The 21,362-nt window shown below is 42.8% G+C and carries 8 protein-coding genes, 15 tRNA genes, 3 rRNA genes and 1 riboswitch; of the genes, 23 read left to right on the top strand and 3 right to left on the bottom strand.

The annotated features are described in order from the left end of the window. Positions 1 to 33 precede the first annotated feature (33 nt). Positions 34 to 148: riboswitch (TPP riboswitch) on the top strand. A 148-nt stretch (positions 149 to 296) separates the two neighbouring features. Further along, entirely contained in the window at positions 297 to 2,075 is a 1,779-nt protein-coding gene (thiC, locus tag JNUCC52_RS12630; RefSeq protein WP_337980085.1) for a phosphomethylpyrimidine synthase ThiC, read from the top strand. 129 nt (positions 2,076 to 2,204) lie between these two features. Here thiC and JNUCC52_RS12625 read toward each other — a convergent pair whose 3' ends face one another. From JNUCC52_RS12625 to JNUCC52_RS12615, 3 genes are all read right to left on the bottom strand, one after another. Next, entirely contained in the window at positions 2,205 to 3,890 is a 1,686-nt protein-coding gene (locus JNUCC52_RS12625) for a methyl-accepting chemotaxis protein (RefSeq protein WP_228134340.1), read from the bottom strand. 412 nt (positions 3,891 to 4,302) lie between these two features. Then, positions 4,303 to 5,820 (bottom strand): catalase, encoded by a 1,518-nt coding sequence (locus JNUCC52_RS12620; RefSeq protein WP_139860268.1) that lies wholly within the window; start codon positions 5,818 to 5,820, stop codon positions 4,303 to 4,305. A gap of 335 nt (positions 5,821 to 6,155) precedes the next feature. Beyond that, positions 6,156 to 7,619, bottom strand: a complete 1,464-nt coding sequence (locus JNUCC52_RS12615; protein WP_337980084.1) for a helix-turn-helix domain-containing protein — start codon at positions 7,617 to 7,619, stop codon at positions 6,156 to 6,158. A gap of 206 nt (positions 7,620 to 7,825) precedes the next feature. Between JNUCC52_RS12615 and hutH the strand changes: the two genes are divergently transcribed. From hutH to JNUCC52_RS12505, 22 genes are all read left to right on the top strand, one after another. Beyond that, on the top strand, positions 7,826 to 9,340 hold the full coding sequence (gene hutH, locus JNUCC52_RS12610) for a histidine ammonia-lyase (RefSeq protein WP_228134342.1): 1,515 nt from the start codon (positions 7,826 to 7,828) through the stop codon (positions 9,338 to 9,340). A 19-nt stretch (positions 9,341 to 9,359) separates the two neighbouring features. Then, the gene (gene hutU, locus JNUCC52_RS12605; RefSeq protein ID WP_337980083.1) at positions 9,360 to 11,030 is read left to right on the top strand and encodes a urocanate hydratase; all 1,671 of its coding nucleotides are present in this window, start codon (positions 9,360 to 9,362) and stop codon (positions 11,028 to 11,030) included. After that, positions 11,027 to 12,295 (top strand): imidazolonepropionase, encoded by a 1,269-nt coding sequence (hutI, locus tag JNUCC52_RS12600; protein WP_337980082.1) that lies wholly within the window; start codon positions 11,027 to 11,029, stop codon positions 12,293 to 12,295. The genes hutU and hutI overlap by 4 nt, the downstream gene beginning before the upstream one ends. A 144-nt stretch (positions 12,296 to 12,439) precedes the next feature. Continuing rightward, positions 12,440 to 14,296 carry an SLC13 family permease gene (locus JNUCC52_RS12595; RefSeq protein ID WP_337980081.1) on the top strand — a complete coding sequence of 619 codons (1,857 nt, stop codon included), beginning with the start codon at positions 12,440 to 12,442 and terminating at the stop codon, positions 14,294 to 14,296. 733 nt (positions 14,297 to 15,029) lie between these two features. Continuing rightward, a 16S ribosomal RNA gene (locus JNUCC52_RS12590) occupies positions 15,030 to 16,581 on the top strand. A 243-nt stretch (positions 16,582 to 16,824) separates the two neighbouring features. Further along, a 23S ribosomal RNA gene (locus JNUCC52_RS12585) occupies positions 16,825 to 19,752 on the top strand. 69 nt (positions 19,753 to 19,821) lie between these two features. Then, positions 19,822 to 19,937 (top strand): 5S ribosomal RNA (gene rrf / locus JNUCC52_RS12580). Together the 16S, 23S and 5S rRNA genes with 15 tRNA genes alongside form the textbook arrangement of a ribosomal RNA operon. Positions 19,938 to 19,950: 13 nt before the next feature. Next, positions 19,951 to 20,026, top strand: a tRNA-Val gene (locus JNUCC52_RS12575). Between the two features lie 25 nt (positions 20,027 to 20,051). Continuing rightward, positions 20,052 to 20,126, top strand: a tRNA-Met gene (locus JNUCC52_RS12570). Between the two features lie 6 nt (positions 20,127 to 20,132). After that, positions 20,133 to 20,205: transfer RNA gene (locus tag JNUCC52_RS12565), tRNA-Asp, on the top strand. Positions 20,206 to 20,217: 12 nt separating this feature from the next. Then, positions 20,218 to 20,290 (top strand) — tRNA-Thr (locus tag JNUCC52_RS12560). A gap of 9 nt (positions 20,291 to 20,299) precedes the next feature. Further along, a tRNA-Tyr gene (locus tag JNUCC52_RS12555) sits at positions 20,300 to 20,383 on the top strand. Positions 20,384 to 20,395: 12 nt separating this feature from the next. After that, positions 20,396 to 20,469: transfer RNA gene (locus JNUCC52_RS12550), tRNA-Trp, on the top strand. A gap of 37 nt (positions 20,470 to 20,506) precedes the next feature. Beyond that, positions 20,507 to 20,582, top strand: a tRNA-His gene (locus JNUCC52_RS12545). A gap of 12 nt (positions 20,583 to 20,594) precedes the next feature. After that, positions 20,595 to 20,669, top strand: a tRNA-Gln gene (locus JNUCC52_RS12540). Between the two features lie 21 nt (positions 20,670 to 20,690). Then, positions 20,691 to 20,763, top strand: a tRNA-Lys gene (locus JNUCC52_RS12535). An 8-nt stretch (positions 20,764 to 20,771) separates the two neighbouring features. Beyond that, positions 20,772 to 20,856, top strand: a tRNA-Leu gene (locus tag JNUCC52_RS12530). A gap of 53 nt (positions 20,857 to 20,909) precedes the next feature. Beyond that, a tRNA-Gly gene (locus JNUCC52_RS12525) sits at positions 20,910 to 20,984 on the top strand. Positions 20,985 to 20,989: 5 nt separating this feature from the next. Further along, positions 20,990 to 21,078 (top strand) — tRNA-Leu (locus tag JNUCC52_RS12520). A gap of 15 nt (positions 21,079 to 21,093) precedes the next feature. Next, positions 21,094 to 21,170, top strand: a tRNA-Arg gene (locus JNUCC52_RS12515). Positions 21,171 to 21,193: 23 nt separating this feature from the next. Further along, positions 21,194 to 21,270: transfer RNA gene (locus JNUCC52_RS12510), tRNA-Pro, on the top strand. Between the two features lie 13 nt (positions 21,271 to 21,283). Next, positions 21,284 to 21,359, top strand: a tRNA-Ala gene (locus JNUCC52_RS12505). The last annotated feature ends 3 nt before the right edge of the window (positions 21,360 to 21,362 follow it).

The raw sequence follows: 21,362 nt of genomic DNA, 5'->3' as shown, positions 1-21,362 counted from the left end.
TAGGAATATCTGTTACACTAGCATCAAACTGAATAGCTTAACTAGGGGAGTCCGATGAGTCGGGCTGAGAGGGAAACACATTGAGGTTTCTTGACCCTTTGGACCTGATCTGGCTCATACCAGCGTGGGAAAGTTAATGAACTTCGCACTCCTTATACTTTGCGATAAATGTAACCTTACATGTACAGCCGGATCCAATATTTTTTGGATTCGGCTTTTTGTTTGTAATGCTACTTGTTGGAGTGGGCTAGATTCGGTCCTTTTCATAATTTACGAAAAAGGGAGCGGAATAGTAAATGACAACAGTTAGCGAAAAAAACATGAACATTATGACAAGCTTTGACGGGAGTAAAAAAGTATATGTAGAAGGAACACGATCAGATATTTTAGTGCCAATGCGTGAAATTAAGCTAAGCCCCACAACAGGGAGCTTTGGTGAAGAGGAGAATGCACCAGTAAGGGTATATGATACGAGTGGCCCTTATACAGATCCTACTTACAAAGTGGATATAACAAAAGGTTTGCCAGCTTTGCGTAGTGCGTGGATTAAAGAACGGGGCGATGTAGAGGAATACGAGGGACGTACCATTAAGCCTGAGGATAATGGTTTCCGCAATGCTGATGACCCGCGCATAAAGGAAAATGTTTTTCCGAACCTTTCTCACAAACCTTTACGTGCGAAAAAAGGCCGCAATGTGACTCAACTGCATTATGCAAGACAAGGAATTATTACTCCAGAAATGGAATTTGTGGCGATTCGTGAAAATTTAAAACCTGAATTTGTTCGTGCGGAAATTGCTGCGGGCCGTGCTATCATGCCATCTAATATCAATCATCCAGAGGCAGAACCGATGATTATCGGTCGTAACTTCCATGTAAAAATTAACGCTAATATTGGGAATTCAGCAGTAACCTCATCCATCGCTGAGGAAGTTGAAAAAATGACATGGGCAACACGATGGGGTGCTGATAATATTATGGATTTATCTACTGGTAAGCACATTCATACAACTCGTGAATGGATTATTCGGAATGCCGCTGTGCCTGTTGGAACAGTACCCATTTATCAGGCGCTTGAAAAGGTAAATGGCGTTGCCGAGGATTTAACGTGGGAGGTGTATCGGGACACGCTAATCGAGCAGGCTGAACAAGGGGTTGATTACTTCACGATTCACGCAGGTGTGTTGCTGCGCTATGTACCGCTTACAGCTAATCGTGTAACGGGCATTGTATCGCGGGGAGGCTCAATTATGGCACAGTGGTGTCTATTCCATCATCAAGAAAACTTCTTATATACTCATTTTGAAGAGATTTGTGACATTATGAAAACATATGATGTAGCCTTTTCATTAGGGGATGGTTTACGACCTGGCTCAATTGCAGATGCCAATGACGAGGCGCAGTTCGCAGAGCTTGAAACGCTAGGGGAGTTAACGCAAATTGCGTGGAAGCACGATGTACAAGTGATGGTAGAGGGACCTGGGCATGTGCCAATGCATCTTATTAAGGAAAATATGGACAAGCAATTGGAAGTTTGTAAAGAAGCACCGTTTTATACATTGGGTCCTCTCACAACAGATATTGCGCCTGGCTATGATCACATTACGTCAGCAATTGGTGCGGCAATGATTGGCTGGTTTGGAACAGCCATGCTGTGCTATGTAACACCGAAGGAACATTTAGGGTTACCAAATCGAGAAGATGTCCGTGTAGGTGTAATCACATATAAAATTGCCGCACATGCTGCGGACTTGGCTAAAGGACATCCTGGTGCCCAGCAGCGAGATGACGCTCTTTCAAAGGCTCGCTTTGAGTTTCGTTGGCGCGATCAGTTTAATTTATCGTTAGATCCAGAGCGAGCTGTAGAATATCATGATGAAACATTACCAGCAGAAGGAGCGAAAACGGCACACTTTTGCTCAATGTGTGGTCCTAAGTTTTGCAGTATGCGAATTTCTCAAGATATTCGTAACTATGCGAAAGAAAAAGATTTAAATACGACAGAAGCTATTCATCAAGGGATGCAGGAAAAGGCAAAAGAATTTCAAGACGCTGGGAGCAGACTATATCAGTGATAAAGAACTAGAAACTAGAGCACGGTAGTTGAAGCGAAAAGTATTCATCGGAGCGGATAACCATGTTTACGGCAAAAAAGTGTTAGATTGATGGCAATCAATCTAACACTTTTTCTTTTTTGCCTGCTCTTAGACTTTAAATTTATTGATCTCTTCTTGAAGGGTTATTGCCTCATCACTTAATGATTTCGCAACATCGTTAACCTCTTGAATGATTGCTGCCTGCTCTTGAATGGCAGCAGCTATTAATTCAGATTGCTGGGCCGCATTTTTTGCCACGGATGACATTTCGTTAACTGATGCAGCAACCTCCTCTGTAGCTGCAGAAATTTGCTGTGTGGAAGCGGAAACGTCTTCGATTTCATATGCCATATGTTCAATGGCGTCCATTATTTTATTAAAAGCCGTTTGGGCATCATGAATGTAAGTAACGCCTTCATCAACTTTTTGCACTGTTACGCCCACTGCCTTCTCTACTTCTCTTGTGTTTTGCTGAATATTTGTAGTTAAATTGATAATTTGGTTAGCGGATATTTTGGACTCTTCAGCAAGCTTACGTACTTCATCAGCTACGACTGCAAAGCCTTGCCCATGTTCGCCTGCTCGTGCAGCTTCGATGGCTGCATTAAGGGCGAGTAGGTTAGTTTGATCGGTAATATCAGTAATAACTTTTGTAATATTTTCAATTTCAGCTGATTGTGTACTTAACTGTTTAATAAGTTCATTCGTCTTATCTGAGGATTGCTGAATAACCATCATTTGACTTTCAGTTGTTTGTAACATTTTCTCACCGTTATTTGCAACACTTTGTGTATCGACTGCCTTCGAATGGAGCATTTGCGTTGCTTCAGCGATGCGTTGAACACCGCGAGCAGTTTCGTCCATGGCACTAGAGGTTTCCTGACCTGTAATGACAGCTTGGTTACCGTCCTTTGCCATCAATTGTATACGCTTTGCAATGTCGCTAGAAGATAAAGAAACTTCATCAGTGCTTGCCGATAATTCTGCTGAGCTAGAAGTAGTATACTCAACATTTTTTGCAACATTATTAATAAGTGAGCGTAAATTAAATTTCATGACATTAAATGAGTTCGCTAAATTTCGAATTTCATCTTTTGTTTTTACTTCTATATTTTTTTGACGTAAATCTCCAGTAGCAATTACATTTGCCGCTGTGGCTAGTTTATTAACTGGAATTGTAATAGCTCGTGTCATAAAGAATACAACGATGAAGGAGAAAATAATCGAAATGACGGAGATGCTTAGAACGATAACAGAGCTGACGTTCTCCGCATTGGACAACTCAGCACGGACTATTTGTATTTGTTGTTCTTCGTAAAGGGCAATATCATGGACTGCCTGTTGTATTGCTTCTCTTGCAGGATGTGCTCTTGTCCTAAGAATGTCGATAGCAGATTGTAAATCATCTGGGTTATATGTATTAATAATCTCTAATGCTGCTTTTTCAAAAATGGCTTGGTTCGTTTTAATAATTTTCATTTGCTCTTGTGTCGTTTCACTAGTAAATATTTTATCAAGCTCTGTTATTTTAGCTTGGATTAGTTGCTCCTGTTCCTCAAGCTTTTGTATTGTTACGTCATCTGGTTCGAGCATATATGAACGAATATAGTTTCCTTGCAAAGCAGCGGCGGTAAGGATTTTATCGATTTGAATCAGTTTATAAACGCGGTTCTCAAATAGCTCTTTATTTAAATTATTAATGTGATTCAGTTGATAGTAAGAGATTGAGGAGATAGTTAGTAATAAGAGAATAATTGTACCAAATCCAATGTATAGTTTCTTTCGAATTGACATGGAAATGTTCCTCCATTTCAATTTGTTGTAGTTGTCAAATATCAATATGATTATTTAGAAATATGTGTAATACATATTTGTGGAATTTATCGATAAAGTTGATAAAAACACCTATATGACAATGGGGGATTTACAATTTAAAAGGGACAATAATTATAGGTGAATTAAAACGATGAATGCCACTGTGTTACTTTGTCAGTGAATGGGGGAGATACCTTCCAGTGCGATTTGTAGTAATTGGCTCCAATTAACTGAATAGTAACGGAATAGTACAAAGATTATTGAAAATCTTAAAGGGACTAGCATAAAAAAGAACTACAAATGACAAAAGGCATCGAGATATTGTTTCTCGGTACCTTTTGTCTACTTGCCGACGATGACAAGCAATATTGGATATCAATAAAGTGGAATATTAAATGTTTGCTACTTGTTTTACTTCTTGTTTTACATATGGATTTGTAAGATTCATTCCGTCTAATGAAAGACCCATCGCTTTCGCTACACCTTCTCCGTAAGCTGGATCAGCTAGGTAGCAGTGTAGAATGTGACGACGTTTAATGAATTCTTCAACAGTTGCCATATCGTTTGCAGTATTTTCAAATAAGCGTTGTTGCTCTTCTGCAGATAAAAGACGGAACAATTTACCTGGTTGCTCGAAGTAGTTATTGTCATCTTCACGGAAGTCGTGGATATCAGCATGACCATCAATGCGTAATGGTGGCTCTTTATAGTCTAAATTGTGCTCCCATTCACCATAGCTGTTTGGTTCATAACTTAAAGTAGAACCTAGGTTGCCATCAAAACGCATAGCACCATCGCGATGGAATGAACGGAATGGGCATTTTGGTGCGTTTACAGGTAGCATATGGTGGTTAACGCCTAAGCGATAGCGAGCTGCATCTGCGTAAGCAAAAATACGTGCTTGTAACATTTTGTCTGGAGAGTAGCTAATACCAGGCACAATGTTAGATGGAGCAAATGATGATTGCTCTACTTCTGCAAAGTAGTTATCAGGGTTTTTATTTAACTCGAATTCGCCAACTGGAATGAGTGGGAAATCTTTTTTATACCAAACTTTTGTTAAATCGAATGGGTTATAAGGTAATTCACGAGCTTGTTGTTCTGTCATAACTTGAATGTACATTTTCCATTTCGGGAAATCGCCTTTTTCAATTGCTTCGTACAAGTCACGTTGTGATGATTCGCGGTCTTTACCAATAATTTCAGCTGCTTCAGCACCTGTTAAGTTTTTAATGCCTTGCTCTGTGCGGAAGTGGAATTTCACCCATACTCGCTCATTTTGAGCATTGATAAAGCTATATGTGTGTGAACCGAAACCATGCATATTACGGTAACCTGTAGGAATACCACGGTCAGACATTACAATTGTGATTTGATGTAATGCTTCTGGTAATAAAGTCCAGAAATCCCAGTTGGAATTTGCGTTTTTCATATTTGTACGTGGGTCACGTTTTACTACATGGTTTAAATCTGTGAAGTGTAACGGATCACGGAAGAAGAATACAGGTGTGTTGTTACCAACTAAGTCCCAGTTACCTTCTTCAGTATAGAATTTTAGTGCAAAACCACGAATATCGCGCTCTGCATCTGCAGCACCGCGCTCTCCCGCTACCGTTGAGAAACGAGCGAACATTGGTGTTTGCTTCCCAATCTCAGAGAAGATTTTTGCTTTCGTATATTGAGAAATATCATGTGTTACTGTAAATGTGCCAAATGCTCCAGAACCCTTTGCGTGCATACGACGTTCAGGTATAACTTCACGGTTGAAGTTTGCTAATTTTTCAACTAACCATACATCTTGAAGTAAAAGAGGACCACGAGGACCTGCTGACATAGAGTCGTGGTTGCTTACTACTGGAGCACCACCTGCTGTTGTAAAACGACGGCTACGATCATTTGCGTTTGTCATATTAGTTTACCTCCTGAAAAATATTGTGAGTCAAACTCCTCGTAAATAACTATAACAAATATAAAATAGAATTTCTAGTACATTATAATAATTATTGTTAAAGAATTTATCTTGTAAGATATAAAGTATAAATATATGCGGGATTTTTAAAGATTATACATAGTTTTTTAAAATGTTTTCACTGTTTCTATAGTGTTTTTAGCTATTTTGTAAGGAAAAACGATTTACTATTATATAAGTAACAACCTGTGTGAAGTATAATAATTTTATTGATTTTTCTATTTACATTGAAAATATAATTGGCTAATTGAAAATGGCGATAATGTGTCTTCTCATTAGATTTTCCAACCTTTGCGATAGCGATTAGGTGTAGTTCCGATTAGTTGTTTAAATAATTTACTAAAATAATTTGGATCATCAAAGCCGTTTAAAAGTGCAATTTCACTAATAGCAAAATCCGTTTCCATAAGCATTTTAGTCGAATTTTGTATACGAACCTGTTGTAAATAGCGTTTAAATGGTTGGCCTTGCTTCTTTGCAAATATAGTACTTAAATAATTTGGGCTAATACCTAACTTTTTCGCGATAAAAGGTAAGGATAATTCGCTGTAATGATATTGATGGTCGATTATATCTAAAGCTAACTCTACATAGTCTGCTTTTTTCTCCATTCGAGCTTCTCGTGCCAAGTCAATAAGTCTTTGTGTGAATAAAATTATGCCATTGAGAATTGTATAGAATATCGGATGTTCAATAATTAAATGAAAAAGCTGCCGATAGTTTTGTTCAATAGCAGCTTTCTCATGAAGTTTATATTTCAACATAAAGCGGCGGATTTGTGCTAATACACTTGTTAGGTGAATGCGCAAATCATCTTGCTCGTAGTAGATGCTTCCGTTTGATAATCGATATAAAAATGCTTTTACTGCCTCGATATTTCCTTCCTCTAAACTCTTAATAAGTAGCTGCTGTTCCTCTGGTGTGAGTAAAGGATCTAAGGGCTGTGTTTGATATTGTTTCGTTGCATAAAAAATATGCCCAAAGCCTTCGTAAAAGCTTTGAAGAAGGGCGCGTTTTGTTAAGGCATACATTTCTTTTAAAGATGTTGGTGTACCATCATAAATCCCTATATTTAAAGATCCGTTATTAGTCATTTGCCATTCTTTTAATAATGTTCGAATATCCTTTTCAATAATTTTTAAATCGCTTGTTTGAAACAAGCAGATAATTGAATCTGACAATGGATAAATGCTCATTTGATAATAAATAGGTGTTTGTTGGAGCCATATGTACAATTTATTTAACGTTTCTAAATGCTCAGGTTCAATCATCGTAAACTGAATATTTGTTGATAAAGTGCTTGATGTGCTTTCTAAAAATAATTGATAGTAAAAAGATTCGTCTTTAGCATCAAGACTAGCCTTTTGAATGTGAGGTGTATGAAGAGAAATAGCAGTGAGCTTTTGCTTCAACACTTCTAAATCAATGGGTTTTACAAAGAGGTGTGCCACCTGTAAATCTATTGCTTTTAACGCGTTTTTAAATAATGGTTCTGTCGTTATCGCAAGTATTTTGCCAGGATGCTTTTGTAAAAGTCCATAAAGTGCTGTTAAACGATTATTAGGAAGTAAATCAATATTTAATAAGATGACCTCTGGTGCAAATTGTTGAATGCTTTGAGTGGCCTCAGAAATAGTACTGCACATCTCAATTGATAAATCTCCAGGTAAGTATGTATGTAAAAACCATCTTATACCTGACAGTTCAGTTAGATCTCGATCAATTAATAACAGTCGCATGGAATCATCCTTTCTTAAAATATTCTAGTTTCGTAATTTATTACGATTATATTAATAAAAATAACATAAAAATCTGAATTAATTCCTGTTTTCTCTTTTAAAATTCTATATTTTCTGAAAAAAGTAGTTTGTACAATGGATATAGAGAATTTCAATTTTTTTCACACTTTAATTTACATATGCTGTTAAGGATAGGGGGATATCGTATGCAAAAAATCATCGAACTTGATGGCAATACGTTAACGAGGCAACAAGTTGAGGAAATCGTGAGAGGTCAGGCAATGGTTGCGTTATGTGCTGAAAGTACGAAACGTGTTCAATTAAGCAGGGAACGGATTGAAAAGCGTTTAGCTGAAGGGCAAGTAATCTATGGCGTCAATACGGGGTTTGGCAAACTAAGTAATATACAAATTGAAGAATCAGATATTGAGTTATTACAGTTGAATTTATTGCGCTCAGATGCAACGGGTGTTGGGGAACCACTTCCGACTGAGGTTGTGCGTGCCATGATGGTTTTACGTGCAAATGCATTAGCGCGTGGTTTTTCAGGTATTCGCCAAGAAACGCTACAGCTATTACTAGACTGCATCAATAAAGGCGTACACCCTATCGTGCCGTCACAAGGCTCGGTTGGAGCAAGTGGAGATTTAGCGCCGCTATCACATTTAGCACTAGTGCTTGTAGGTGAAGGAAAAGCCGAGTTTAACGGGGAGCTGATGGCGGGTGGTGTCGCGTTACAAAATGCTGGTTTAACAGCTGTAAGACTACAAGCGAAGGAAGGTTTAGCACTTGTAAACGGTACGCAAGCAATGACAGGAATTGGTGCCTTGACATTGAATGAAGCAGAGCGTATTGGGCTTGCGGCAGATATGGCAGCGAGTCTGTCGTTAGAGGCATTAAAAGGTATTACGAATGCATTTGATCCTGCGCTTTTAGCTGTAAGACCACACCCAGAATTAGAACTTGTAGGTGGGCGTATTCGGAAATGGCTTGATGGTAGTAAACGAGTGACGAAGCAGGGAGAAGTTCGGATGCAGGATGCGTATTCACTTCGATGTATTCCTCAAGTACATGGTGCTTCTTGGCAATCGTTTTTCTATGCTGAGCAGCGCGTACAAACAGAAATGAATGCTACAACAGACAATCCTATCGTTTTAGAAAATGGAGAAGTTGTATCGGGAGGTCATTTCCATGGCCAGCCAATAGCGTTAGCGATGGACTTTTTAAAAGTAGGGGTTAGTGAATGGGCTAATATTTCAGAACGACGCACAGAGCGTATGGTTAATCCGCAACTTAATGATGGTTTACCACCGTTTTTAGCAACGAATCCTGGCATTGAATGTGGACTTATGATTGCACAATATACAGCGGCCTCTATTGTATCTGAAAATAAGGTGCTAGCTCATCCTTCAAGCGTGGATTCTATTCCAACTTCGGGGAATCAGGAAGATCATGTCAGTATGGGAACGACATCCGCTCGACAAGTGCGACAAATTGTTCACAATGCTGCACGGGTGATTGCAATAGAAATGATTTGTGCTTCACAAGCTATTCATTTAGACAAGGCAGAAGAGCAATTATCACCAACAACAAGAGCGTATTTAGAAAAAGTGCGTCAATTCTGTCCGCCTTTATTAGCAGATCAACCTATCGGCGATGAGATTGAAGCGTTAGCGAAGTACTTATTGGCAAGTGACGATTTAGTTGTGTTAGCAAAATAAAAGCAAAGGGGATGGCAGTATGAAAACACCAACAACGATTCGTGCACCGAGAGGAACAACGCTCTCTTGTAAGGGCTGGACACAAGAGGCGGCAATGCGCATGCTGATGAATAATCTCGACCCTGAAGTTGCGGAAAATCCTGACGAGCTTATCGTATATGGAGGTATTGGGAAAGCGGCTCGGAACTGGCAAAGCTACGAGCAAATCATCGCCTCTTTAAAAGAATTAGAGAATGATGAAACACTTCTTATTCAATCAGGAAAGCCAGTAGCTGTCTTCCGTACACATGAACATGCACCACGTGTCTTAATAGCCAACTCTAACTTAGTACCAGCATGGTCGAATTGGGAACACTTCTACGAGTTAGAGGACCGCGATTTAATGATGTATGGTCAGATGACGGCTGGTAGCTGGATTTATATTGGTGCTCAAGGGATTTTACAAGGAACATATTTATCTTTTGTAGAGGCTGGGAAGAAAGTGTTTGGTACCGCAGATTTACGCGGTAAATTCATTCTAACTGGCGGTATGGGTGGCATGAGTGGTGCGCAGCCTTTAGCTGGAAAAATGGCTGGTGCAGTCATTTTAGTAGTAGAGGTGGAGCGTGCACGTATTGAACGCAAAATGAAAGAGGGCTACTGTGATTATCTTGTTGAGACAGTAGATGAGGCAATTGCATTAGTCGATAAATTGCGCAGTCAACAAGAGCCAGCGTCTATTGGTCTTGTCGGCAATTGTGCGGATATTAATCGAGAGCTACTAAATCGAGGGGTAATTCCAGACTTTGTGACAGACCAAACATCTGCACATGATCCGATTAATGGCTATGTACCGAATGGGATGACTTTTGAAGAAGCGCTGGAATTACGTAAAAATGATGTGAAAACATATGAGCGAAAGGCGAAGGAAACGATGGCAGAGCATGTTCGTACGATGCTTGAATTTCAACAGGCGGGTGCGGAAGTATTTGATTATGGTAATAACATTCGAGCTTATGCGAAAGAGATGGGTGTCACGAATGCCTTTGACTTCCCAGGCTTTGTGCCAGCATATATTCGTCCTTTGTTCTGTGAGGGTAAAGGGCCATTCCGTTGGGCAGCCCTTTCTGGAAATCCAGAAGATATTTATAAAACAGATGCTTTAGCAAAAGAAATGTTTGCAGAAGATGAAGGGCTTGTCAATTGGATTGATATGGCGCAAAAAATGGTGAAATGGCAAGGGCTTCCTGCGCGTATATGCTGGTTAGGCTATGGGGATCGTCATCGTTTTGCGTTGAAGGTTAATGAAATGGTGGCAAATGGTGAGTTGTCTGCTCCAATTGTTTTTGGTCGAGACCATTTAGATTCTGGCTCTGTGGCATCGCCAAATCGTGAAACAGAAGGAATGCTTGATGGCTCAGACGCTGTATCCGATTGGCCGATATTAAACGCACTTGTCAATACGGCGAGTGGGGCGAGCTGGGTAAGTGTCCATCATGGCGGAGGTGTAGGAATGGGGTATTCTCAGCACGCAGGTCAAGTACTTGTGGCGGATGGCTCCGATCTAGCAGCTGAGAAAATTGCACGCGTGTTAATTTCCGACCCTGGAATGGGTATTGTGCGTCATGCTGATGCAGGCTATAAAATTGCTATTGATACGGCAAAGAACAAAGGTGTCCGTATGCCAATGTTAAAGGATGATGTGAAATGACCATTTTGATTAAAAATGCGAATGAAGTCATTACGTTAAAAAGTGAGGTCCAAGGTCCTCGAATAAAAGAACAAATGAGAGCAATCGCTGTAATAGAAGATGGTAGTGTATTGTTACAAGAAAATCGTATAGTCGCTGTTGGGTCATATGAGCAGTTAGCAATCGATTTCCCACATTTAGTGGAGGAAGCTGATGTTATTGATGCAACTGGAAAGATTGTGATGCCTGGTTTAGTGGATTGTCATACACATTTAGTACATGGTGGTACACGTGAGCAGGAATTTAATATGCGACTTAACGGTTCCACATATATGGAGATTATGAATGCTGGAGGTGGCATTCATGCTACGACTAAGCGAACGCGAGAAACCAGTTTTGAAGCTTTATATGAAAAGACAAAGCAGCATTTAGATGTATTTTTAAAGCATGGAGTGACAACTGTTGAGGCAAAATCGGGCTACGGTCTGGATTGGGAAACAGAAAAGAAGCAATTGGAGGTAGCGAAAAAGCTACAAGACACACATGCTGTAGACGTAATCAGTACCTTTATGGGTGCGCATGCGGTGCCACGCGATTTTAAAGGTCGTGAAGATGAATTTGTCGATGTTGTTATGCATGATATGTTGCCGAAAGTAGCACAACTAAAGCTCGCGGAATTTAACGATGTATTTTGTGAAAAAGGCGTATTTACTCCAGCACAATCCCGACGTATTTTAGAGGCGGGCAAAGCGCTTGGACTGACACCGAAAATTCATGCGGATGAAATAGAGCCTTATAATGGAGCGGAACTAGCTGCAGAAGTGGGAGCTATCTCGGCTGAGCATTTACTAGTAGCCTCTGATGAAGGAATACAAAGTATGGCTGAAGCTGGTACGATTGCGGTGTTGCTGCCTGGAACAGCCTTTTTCTTACGTGCGCCATTTGCGAGAGGGCGTCTAATGATTGATGAAGGGGTACCTGTAGCAATATCAACAGACTTTAATCCAGGCTCATCACCGACCGTGAGTTTGCCGTTTATTATGAATTTAGCTTGTATGCATATGGGTTTGACACTAGAGGAAGTGTTAACTGCTACGACAATTAATGCTGCGTATGCACTTAATAGAGGGCATGAAATTGGTTCACTTGAAGCGGGGAAACAAGGTGACGTTATTATATTAGACGTTGCTAATTATAAGCAATTACAATATTTTTATGGCATGAATCATACACACACCGTTATTAAAAAAGGGCAAGTCGTTGTACGTGATGGCATTTTATTATAAAAGTTAGAAGAATTAGATGCTTAATTAGCATTAATTTGTATACATTTGAAAATTAAATATTACAGAAAAAGCATAAATAGGGTGAAATCCGTTATTTATGCTTTTTTTCGTATAGAATATAGTTGTTACTATAGATAGAAGGGAATGTTTAACGTGCAGCTTACATTAACATTTCTTATTTTAGGAATGACGATTTTTGCATTTATGACGAATCGAGTGCGTGCAGATTTTGTTGCTATTGTGTCACTCCTCGCATTTGTTATCGCTGATATTTTAACACCTGCAGAAGCTTTAGCGGGTTTTTCGAATTCAGTTGTTCTTATGATTGCGGGGCTTTTTGTTGTTGGCGCGGGTATATTGCGTACAGGCCTTGCAGCAATGGCTGGACAATTATTAATGAAATGGTCGGGGAATAGTGAGTTAAAGTTATTTGTATTGTTGCTCATTATTGTTGGTTCTGTAGGTGCCTTTATGAGCAATACAGGGACAGTTGCATTGATGATGCCTATAGTAGTTAGTATTGCAATTAGTATGAAAGAAAGTCCGTCGAAGTTTTTACTTCCTCTTTCGTATGTAGCTAGTCTCTCAGGGTTGATGACGTTAATTGCATCACCGCCAAATTTAATTGTCAGCCAACTCTTGGTTGATCGAGGCTATCAGAAGCTAGGTTTTTTTGAGGTGACACCTATTGGCATCGTTGGGATGATAGCGGGTATTATTTATTTAGTGCTCGTGCGCAATATATTGTTGCCGCATGACAAAAATAAAACACAAACTTCTACAGGCTATAAGCTTTCGCCTAAGAAAATTGTTAAACAATATGATTTAAACAATCGACTGTTTAAAATGTTTGTGCCTGAAGATTCTCCTATTATTGGCATATCATTAGCAGAGTTAAAGCTTCCTGCAAAATACGCGCTCTGTATGATGAAAATTCATCGTAAATCACAGGACGGTATTAATTTACTCCCTATGACTTATCAGGAAATGGCGGGACCAACAAGTGTTATCCATGCTCTAGATGAACTTTATGTACAAGGTGAGGAAAATGATATTGCTAGCTTGGCGGCAGATTATGGCTTAGTGATGCAGGAATTGACAGAGAATGAGGCGGATGAATTAGTAACGAAGCATTTAGGTATTGCGGAGGTACTCTTAACACCTAATTCTAGTTTTATTAACGAAACAGTCAGTTCACTTGGGTTTCGCGAAAAGTACAATCTCAATATTATTGGTATTAACCATAGAGGTGGCTATAAGCTACAAGATATGGTTACGCATAAGTTGAAATTCGGAGACGCCATTTTAGTACAAGGTGCATGGGACGAAATATTAGTACTTGCTAGAGAGACACAGGATGTTGTTGTTGTTGGTCAACCGAAGGAGCACGCGAGTGTTGCAGCAGCTACTGGTAAGGCGGGTATTGCGGGTGCAATTATGTTGATAATGATTGGATTGATGGCTTTTGAAGTATTCCCAGCCGTTATCTCTGTTATGATTGGAGCGGTTTTGATGATTATAACGGGCTGTTTGCGGAATATGGAGGATGCATATATCAATATGAATTTTGAAAGTATTGTGCTTGTCGCAGCGATGCTTCCAATGGCAACCGCATTAGAGAAAACAGGCGGAATGGTTATTTTATCAGATGGTATTATCGATGCTCTTGGTAGCTACGGCCCTTATGGGGTGCTGATAGGGATATATATATTAACAGTAATTTTTGGCCAATTTATTAGTAATACGGCAACGGCTGTGTTATTCGCGCCAATTGCTATGAATGCAGCGATTGCAATGGATGCAAATCCTACAACATTTATGATTGGTGTAGCCGTAGCAGCGAGTATGGCGTTTGCCACGCCAATAGCCTCCCCAACGAATGCGCTTGTAATGACGGCGGGTGGCTATAAATTTATGGATTTCGTAAAGATTGGCGTGCCGTTGCAAGTTGTTATGTTTATTGTGATGATGCTAGCAGTTCCATTCTTCTTTCCGTTTTAGAAGTTTTATATTTTACTGAGTTGTAGATGTTAAATAATATTTGAATGGTTGCTTTCTGCCGTGGCTTGCACAAGCCGCGGTGGAAAGTAACTAGAGTATGTTTGAAAAAATAAATGTGAAAATAAACTTAACAAAAAGGATATTCAAAACCTGTTATGTTTAACTAGTGATGATTTTTATGTGAAAATCTTATATATATATTGTGTAAGACGCCTCATTAACCTATGTGGTAAATGCATGCTTTCATATAGATTAGCAATATGAAAATATGAAAACATTTAAATAGGAAAGTTCTCATATAAAAATGGACTGGTAATAGCTTACTAATAAAGTTCTTATTATAAATTGATATTTTTTGTAGAAAAACACTTGCACAGAATGCAGAATCGTGATAAATTATTACTTGTCGCTAAGACGACACAACATTAAGTACTACAAACTTATAATAGCATCACAAAAAGGTGTTGACATCAACATTCTGAAGTGATAAGATATAAAAGTTGTCGCTTCTCGAAAGAGAAAAACAAATATAAAAAAGTTGTTGACAATGAAAATCAGAAATGTTATTATATAAAAGTTGCTGAAATTAAAAAGCAACGAAATGAACCTTGAAAACTGAACAAGCAAAACGTAATCAATATAGTTTTTAGTAGCTAACTTCGTTAGTGAACGAAACAAAATTTTGGACATCAAAATTGATGCCAGCAAAACAATTTGAGCTAATCAAATTTCTTTTATGGAGAGTTTGATCCTGGCTCAGGACGAACGCTGGCGGCGTGCCTAATACATGCAAGTCGAGCGGACAGATAAGGAGCTTGCTCCTTTGACGTTAGCGGCGGACGGGTGAGTAACACGTGGGCAACCTACCCTATAGTTTGGGATAACTCCGGGAAACCGGGGCTAATACCGAATAATCTTTTGTCTCTCATGAGACAATTCTGAAAGACGGTTTCGGCTGTCGCTATAGGATGGGCCCGCGGCGCATTAGCTAGTTGGTGAGGTAACGGCTCACCAAGGCAACGATGCGTAGCCGACCTGAGAGGGTGATCGGCCACACTGGGACTGAGACACGGCCCAGACTCCTACGGGAGGCAGCAGTAGGGAATCTTCCACAATGGGCGAAAGCCTGATGGAGCAACGCCGCGTGAGTGAAGAAGGATTTCGGTTCGTAAAACTCTGTTGTAAGGGAAGAACAAGTACAGTAGTAACTGGCTGTACCTTGACGGTACCTTATTAGAAAGCCACGGCTAACTACGTGCCAGCAGCCGCGGTAATACGTAGGTGGCAAGCGTTGTCCGGAATTATTGGGCGTAAAGCGCGCGCAGGTGGTTTCTTAAGTCTGATGTGAAAGCCCACGGCTCAACCGTGGAGGGTCATTGGAAACTGGGAGACTTGAGTGCAGAAGAGGATAGTGGAATTCCAAGTGTAGCGGTGAAATGCGTAGAGATTTGGAGGAACACCAGTGGCGAAGGCGACTATCTGGTCTGTAACTGACACTGAGGCGCGAAAGCGTGGGGAGCAAACAGGATTAGATACCCTGGTAGTCCACGCCGTAAACGATGAGTGCTAAGTGTTAGGGGGTTTCCGCCCCTTAGTGCTGCAGCTAACGCATTAAGCACTCCGCCTGGGGAGTACGGTCGCAAGACTGAAACTCAAAGGAATTGACGGGGGCCCGCACAAGCGGTGGAGCATGTGGTTTAATTCGAAGCAACGCGAAGAACCTTACCAGGTCTTGACATCCCGTTGACCACTGTAGAGATATAGTTTTCCCTTCGGGGACAACGGTGACAGGTGGTGCATGGTTGTCGTCAGCTCGTGTCGTGAGATGTTGGGTTAAGTCCCGCAACGAGCGCAACCCTTGATCTTAGTTGCCATCATTTAGTTGGGCACTCTAAGGTGACTGCCGGTGACAAACCGGAGGAAGGTGGGGATGACGTCAAATCATCATGCCCCTTATGACCTGGGCTACACACGTGCTACAATGGACGATACAAACGGTTGCCAACTCGCGAGAGGGAGCTAATCCGATAAAGTCGTTCTCAGTTCGGATTGTAGGCTGCAACTCGCCTACATGAAGCCGGAATCGCTAGTAATCGCGGATCAGCATGCCGCGGTGAATACGTTCCCGGGCCTTGTACACACCGCCCGTCACACCACGAGAGTTTGTAACACCCGAAGTCGGTGAGGTAACCTTTTGGAGCCAGCCGCCGAAGGTGGGATAGATGATTGGGGTGAAGTCGTAACAAGGTAGCCGTATCGGAAGGTGCGGCTGGATCACCTCCTTTCTAAGGATATTTTCGGAATACAAACCTTGGGTTTGTAAGATTACGTTTTGCGTTCAGTTTTGAAGGTTCATCATTAGATGAAACACTTCAATATACTTGCTCCTGTCGCTACGCTTTCGTCGCAAAGCTGCGAAGAAGTAGAAACAGGTAGTAGCTTTGTTCTTTGAAAACTGGATAAAACGACATTGAAATTGTAACAAACACATTTATTTTTTAAATTAAGTTTTTTAGGCTTAATAACTAGGTTAAGTTATTAAGGGCGCACGGCGAATGCCTTGGCACTAGGAGCCGAAGAAGGACGGCACTAACACCGATATGCTTCGGGGAGCTGTAAGTGAGCTTTGATCCGGAGATTTCCGAATGGGGGAACCCACTACGTTTAATCGCGTAGTATCTTGACGTGAATACATAGCGTCTTGAAGGCAGACCCAGGGAACTGAAACATCTAAGTACCTGGAGGAAGAGAAAGAAAAATCGATTCCCTGAGTAGCGGCGAGCGAAACGGGAAGAGCCCAAACCAAGAGGCTTGCCTCTTGGGGTTGTAGGACACTCTATACGGAGTTACAAAGGAATGAGTTAGATGAAGCGACTTGGAAAGGTCCGCCAGAGCAGGTAAAAGCCCTGTAGTCGAAAGTTTATTCCCTCCAGAGTGGATCCTGAGTACGGCGGAACACGTGAAATTCCGTCGGAATCCGGGAGGACCATCTCCCAAGGCTAAATACTACCTAGTGACCGATAGTGAACCAGTACCGTGAGGGAAAGGTGAAAAGCACCCCGGAAGGGGAGTGAAAGAGATCCTGAAACCGTGTGCCTACAAGTAGTTAGAGCCCGTTAATGGGTGATAGCGTGCCTTTTGTAGAATGAACCGGCGAGTTACGATTACGTGCGAGGTTAAGCTTTAGAAGGCGGAGCCGCAGCGAAAGCGAGTCTGAATAGGGCGAATTAGTACGTGGTCGTAGACCCGAAACCAGGTGATCTACCCATGTCCAGGGTGAAGGTGAGGTAACACTTACTGGAGGCCCGAACCCACGCACGTTGAAAAGTGCGGGGATGAGGTGTGGGTAGCGGAGAAATTCCAATCGAACTTGGAGATAGCTGGTTCTCTCCGAAATAGCTTTAGGGCTAGCCTCGTGATGAGAATACTGGAGGTAGAGCACTGTTTGGACTAGGGGGCCATCCCGGTTTACCGAATTCAGACAAACTCCGAATGCCAGATATTTATACACGGGAGTCAGACTGCGAGTGATAAGATCCGTAGTCAAAAGGGAAACAGCCCAGACCACCAGCTAAGGTCCCAAAGTAATCGTTAAGTGGAAAAGGATGTGGCGTTGCACAGACAACCAGGATGTTGGCTTAGAAGCAGCCATCATTTAAAGAGTGCGTAATAGCTCACTGGTCGAGTGACGCTGCGCCGAAAATGTATCGGGGCTAAACGATTCACCGAAGCTGTGGATTGACATCTACGATGTCAGTGGTAGGAGAGCGTTCTAAGTGCGTTGAAGTCAGACCGGAAGGACTGGTGGAGCGCTTAGAAGTGAGAATGCCGGTATGAGTAGCGAAAGACGGGTGAGAATCCCGTCCACCGTATGACTAAGGTTTCCTGAGGAAGGCTCGTCCGCTCAGGGTTAGTCGGGACCTAAGCCGAGGCCGATAGGCGTAGGCGATGGACAACAGGTTGATATTCCTGTACCACCTCCTCACCGTTTGAGAAATGGGGGGACGCAGTAGGATAGGGTAAGCGCGCCGTTGGTTGTGCGCGTCCAAGCAGTAAGGCGTGTGTGTAGGCAAATCCGCACACTGTAACGTTGAGCTGTGATGGCGAGTCCGTATGGACGAAGTTCCTGATTTCACACTGCCAAGAAAAGCCTCTATCGAGGTGAGAGGTGCCCGTACCGCAAACCGACACAGGTAGTCGAGGAGAGAATCCTAAGGTGTGCGAGAGAACTCTCGTTAAGGAACTCGGCAAAATGACCCCGTAACTTCGGGAGAAGGGGTGCTCTTGAGCGTGCAAGCGCACGAGAGCCGCAGTGAATAGGCCCAGGCGACTGTTTAGCAAAAACACAGGTCTCTGCAAAACCGTAAGGTGACGTATAGGGGCTGACGCCTGCCCGGTGCTGGAAGGTTAAGAGGAGTGGTTAGCGCAAGCGAAGCTGCGAATTGAAGCCCCAGTAAACGGCGGCCGTAACTATAACGGTCCTAAGGTAGCGAAATTCCTTGTCGGGTAAGTTCCGACCCGCACGAAAGGCGTAACGATCTGGGCACTGTCTCAACGAGAGACTCGGTGAAATTATAGTACCTGTGAAGATGCAGGTTACCCGCGACAGGACGGAAAGACCCCGTGGAGCTTTACTGTAGCCTGATATTGAATTTTGGTACAACTTGTACAGGATAGGTAGGAGCCAGAGATCTCGGAGCGCCAGCTTCGAAGGAGGCGTCGGTGGGATACTACCCTGGTTGTATTGAAATTCTAACCCATGCCCCTTAGCGGGGCAGGAGACAGTGTCAGGCGGACAGTTTGACTGGGGCGGTCGCCTCCTAAAAGGTAACGGAGGCGCCCAAAGGTTCCCTCAGAATGGTTGGAAATCATTCGTAGAGTGTAAAGGCACAAGGGAGCTTGACTGCGAGACCTACAAGTCGAGCAGGGTCGAAAGACGGGCTTAGTGATCCGGTGGTTCCGCATGGAAGGGCCATCGCTCAACGGATAAAAGCTACCCCGGGGATAACAGGCTTATCTCCCCCAAGAGTCCACATCGACGGGGAGGTTTGGCACCTCGATGTCGGCTCATCGCATCCTGGGGCTGTAGTCGGTCCCAAGGGTTGGGCTGTTCGCCCATTAAAGCGGTACGCGAGCTGGGTTCAGAACGTCGTGAGACAGTTCGGTCCCTATCCGTCGTGGGCGTAGGAAATTTGAGAGGAGCTGTCCTTAGTACGAGAGGACCGGGATGGACACACCGCTGGTGTACCAGTTGTCTTGCCAAAGGCATCGCTGGGTAGCTATGTGTGGACGGGATAAGTGCTGAAAGCATCTAAGCATGAAGCCCCCCTCAAGATGAGATTTCCCATTACGCAAGTAAGTAAGATCCCTCAAAGACGATGAGGTAGATAGGTTCGAGGTGGAAGTGTGGTGACACATGGAGCTGACGAATACTAATCGATCGAGGACTTAACCAAAAAAAGTTTGAAACATTCAATGAAACGTTTATCCAGTTTTGAGAGAATAAGTTCTTTCAACTGAATAAGTGAAGTGATGATGGCAAAGAGGTCACACCCGTTCCCATACCGAACACGGAAGTTAAGCTCTTTAGCGCCGATGGTAGTTGGGGGCTTCCCCCTGTGAGAGTAGGACGTCGCTTCGCTTGTTTTTTATGTGGAGGATTAGCTCAGCTGGGAGAGCATCTGCCTTACAAGCAGAGGGTCGGCGGTTCGAGCCCGTCATCCTCCACCATTTTAATATCAAAGTATTATATTGTCGCGGGGTGGAGCAGTGGTAGCTCGTCGGGCTCATAACCCGAAGGTCACAGGTTCAAATCCTGTCTCCGCAACCAAATTATGGTCCCGTGGTGTAGCGGTTAACATGCCTGCCTGTCACGCAGGAGATCGCCGGTTCGATCCCGGTCGGGACCGTCTTTTTTATTTGCCGGTGTAGCTCAGTTGGTAGAGCAACTGACTTGTAATCAGTAGGTCGTGGGTTCGACTCCTATCGCCGGCATCAGCCCTTGGAGGGGTAGCGAAGTGGCTAAACGCGGCGGACTGTAAATCCGCTCCTTAGGGTTCGGCGGTTCGAATCCGTCCCCCTCCACCAGTTTTTTATTTTAGGGGCATAGTTCAACGGTAGAATAGAGGTCTCCAAAACCTTTGGTGTGGGTTCGATTCCTACTGCCCCTGCCAAATTTTTTTAGATTAAACTACTGTTATAGTTCATATGGCGGTTGTGGCGAAGTGGTTAACGCATCGGATTGTGGTTCCGACATTCGTGGGTTCGATTCCCATCAGTCGCCCCATATAATTAATATTGGGGTATAGCCAAGCGGTAAGGCAACGGATTTTGATTCCGTCATGCCTAGGTTCGAATCCTAGTACCCCAGCCATTTTTCATTTATTAATAATATGAGCCATTAGCTCAGTTGGTAGAGCATCTGACTTTTAATCAGAGGGTCGAAGGTTCGAGTCCTTCATGGCTCATCATATTTGCGGGTGTGGCGGAATTGGCAGACGCACTAGACTTAGGATCTAGCGCCGCAAGGCGTGGGGGTTCGACTCCCTTCACCCGCACCATTTATTTTATTTACAAATTACATAATTGCCAGGATAAATAATCTTATGCACATGCGGAAGTAGTTCAGTGGTAGAACACCACCTTGCCAAGGTGGGGGTCGCGAGTTCGAACCTCGTCTTCCGCTCCAAATGTGCCGGGGTGGCGGAACTGGCAGACGCACAGGACTTAAAATCCTGCGGTAGGTGACTACCGTGCCGGTTCGATTCCGGCCCTCGGCACCATTTTTTAAATATTAAGCGCCCGTAGCTCAATTGGATAGAGCGTCTGACTACGGATCAGAAGGTTGTGGGTTCGACTCCTGCCGGGCGCGCCATAAAAAGATAAGATAGACAGTAACGGAATGTAGCTCAGCTTGGTAGAGCACTTGGTTTGGGACCAAGGGGTCGTAGGTTCGAATCCTGTCATTCCGACCATCTTTTAAAATTTGGGGCCTTAGCTCAGCTGGGAGAGCGCCTGCCTTGCACGCAGGAGGTCAGCGGTTCGATCCCGCTAGGCTCCACCATAT

The organism is Lysinibacillus sp. JNUCC-52 (genome assembly GCF_015999545.1).
Classification (GTDB): domain Bacteria; phylum Bacillota; class Bacilli; order Bacillales_A; family Planococcaceae; genus Lysinibacillus.
The sequence above is the reverse complement of the archived record's forward strand: the minus strand, read 5'-3'. Positions and strand labels throughout refer to the sequence as shown.

Bases quoted from the DNA above. Each gene is read 5' to 3' on its own strand.
- thiC (WP_337980085.1), top strand. From the start codon at position 297: ATGACAACAGTTAGCGAAAAAAACATGAACATTATGACAAGCTTTGAC.
- JNUCC52_RS12625 (WP_228134340.1), bottom strand. From the start codon at position 3,890: ATGTCAATTCGAAAGAAACTATACATTGGATTTGGTACAATTATTCTC.
- JNUCC52_RS12620 (WP_139860268.1), bottom strand. From the start codon at position 5,820: ATGACAAACGCAAATGATCGTAGCCGTCGTTTTACAACAGCAGGTGGT.
- JNUCC52_RS12615 (WP_337980084.1), bottom strand. From the start codon at position 7,619: ATGCGACTGTTATTAATTGATCGAGATCTAACTGAACTGTCAGGTATA.
- hutH (WP_228134342.1), top strand. From the start codon at position 7,826: ATGCAAAAAATCATCGAACTTGATGGCAATACGTTAACGAGGCAACAA.
- hutU (WP_337980083.1), top strand. From the start codon at position 9,360: ATGAAAACACCAACAACGATTCGTGCACCGAGAGGAACAACGCTCTCT.
- hutI (WP_337980082.1), top strand. From the start codon at position 11,027: ATGACCATTTTGATTAAAAATGCGAATGAAGTCATTACGTTAAAAAGT.
- JNUCC52_RS12595 (WP_337980081.1), top strand. From the start codon at position 12,440: ATGTTTAACGTGCAGCTTACATTAACATTTCTTATTTTAGGAATGACG.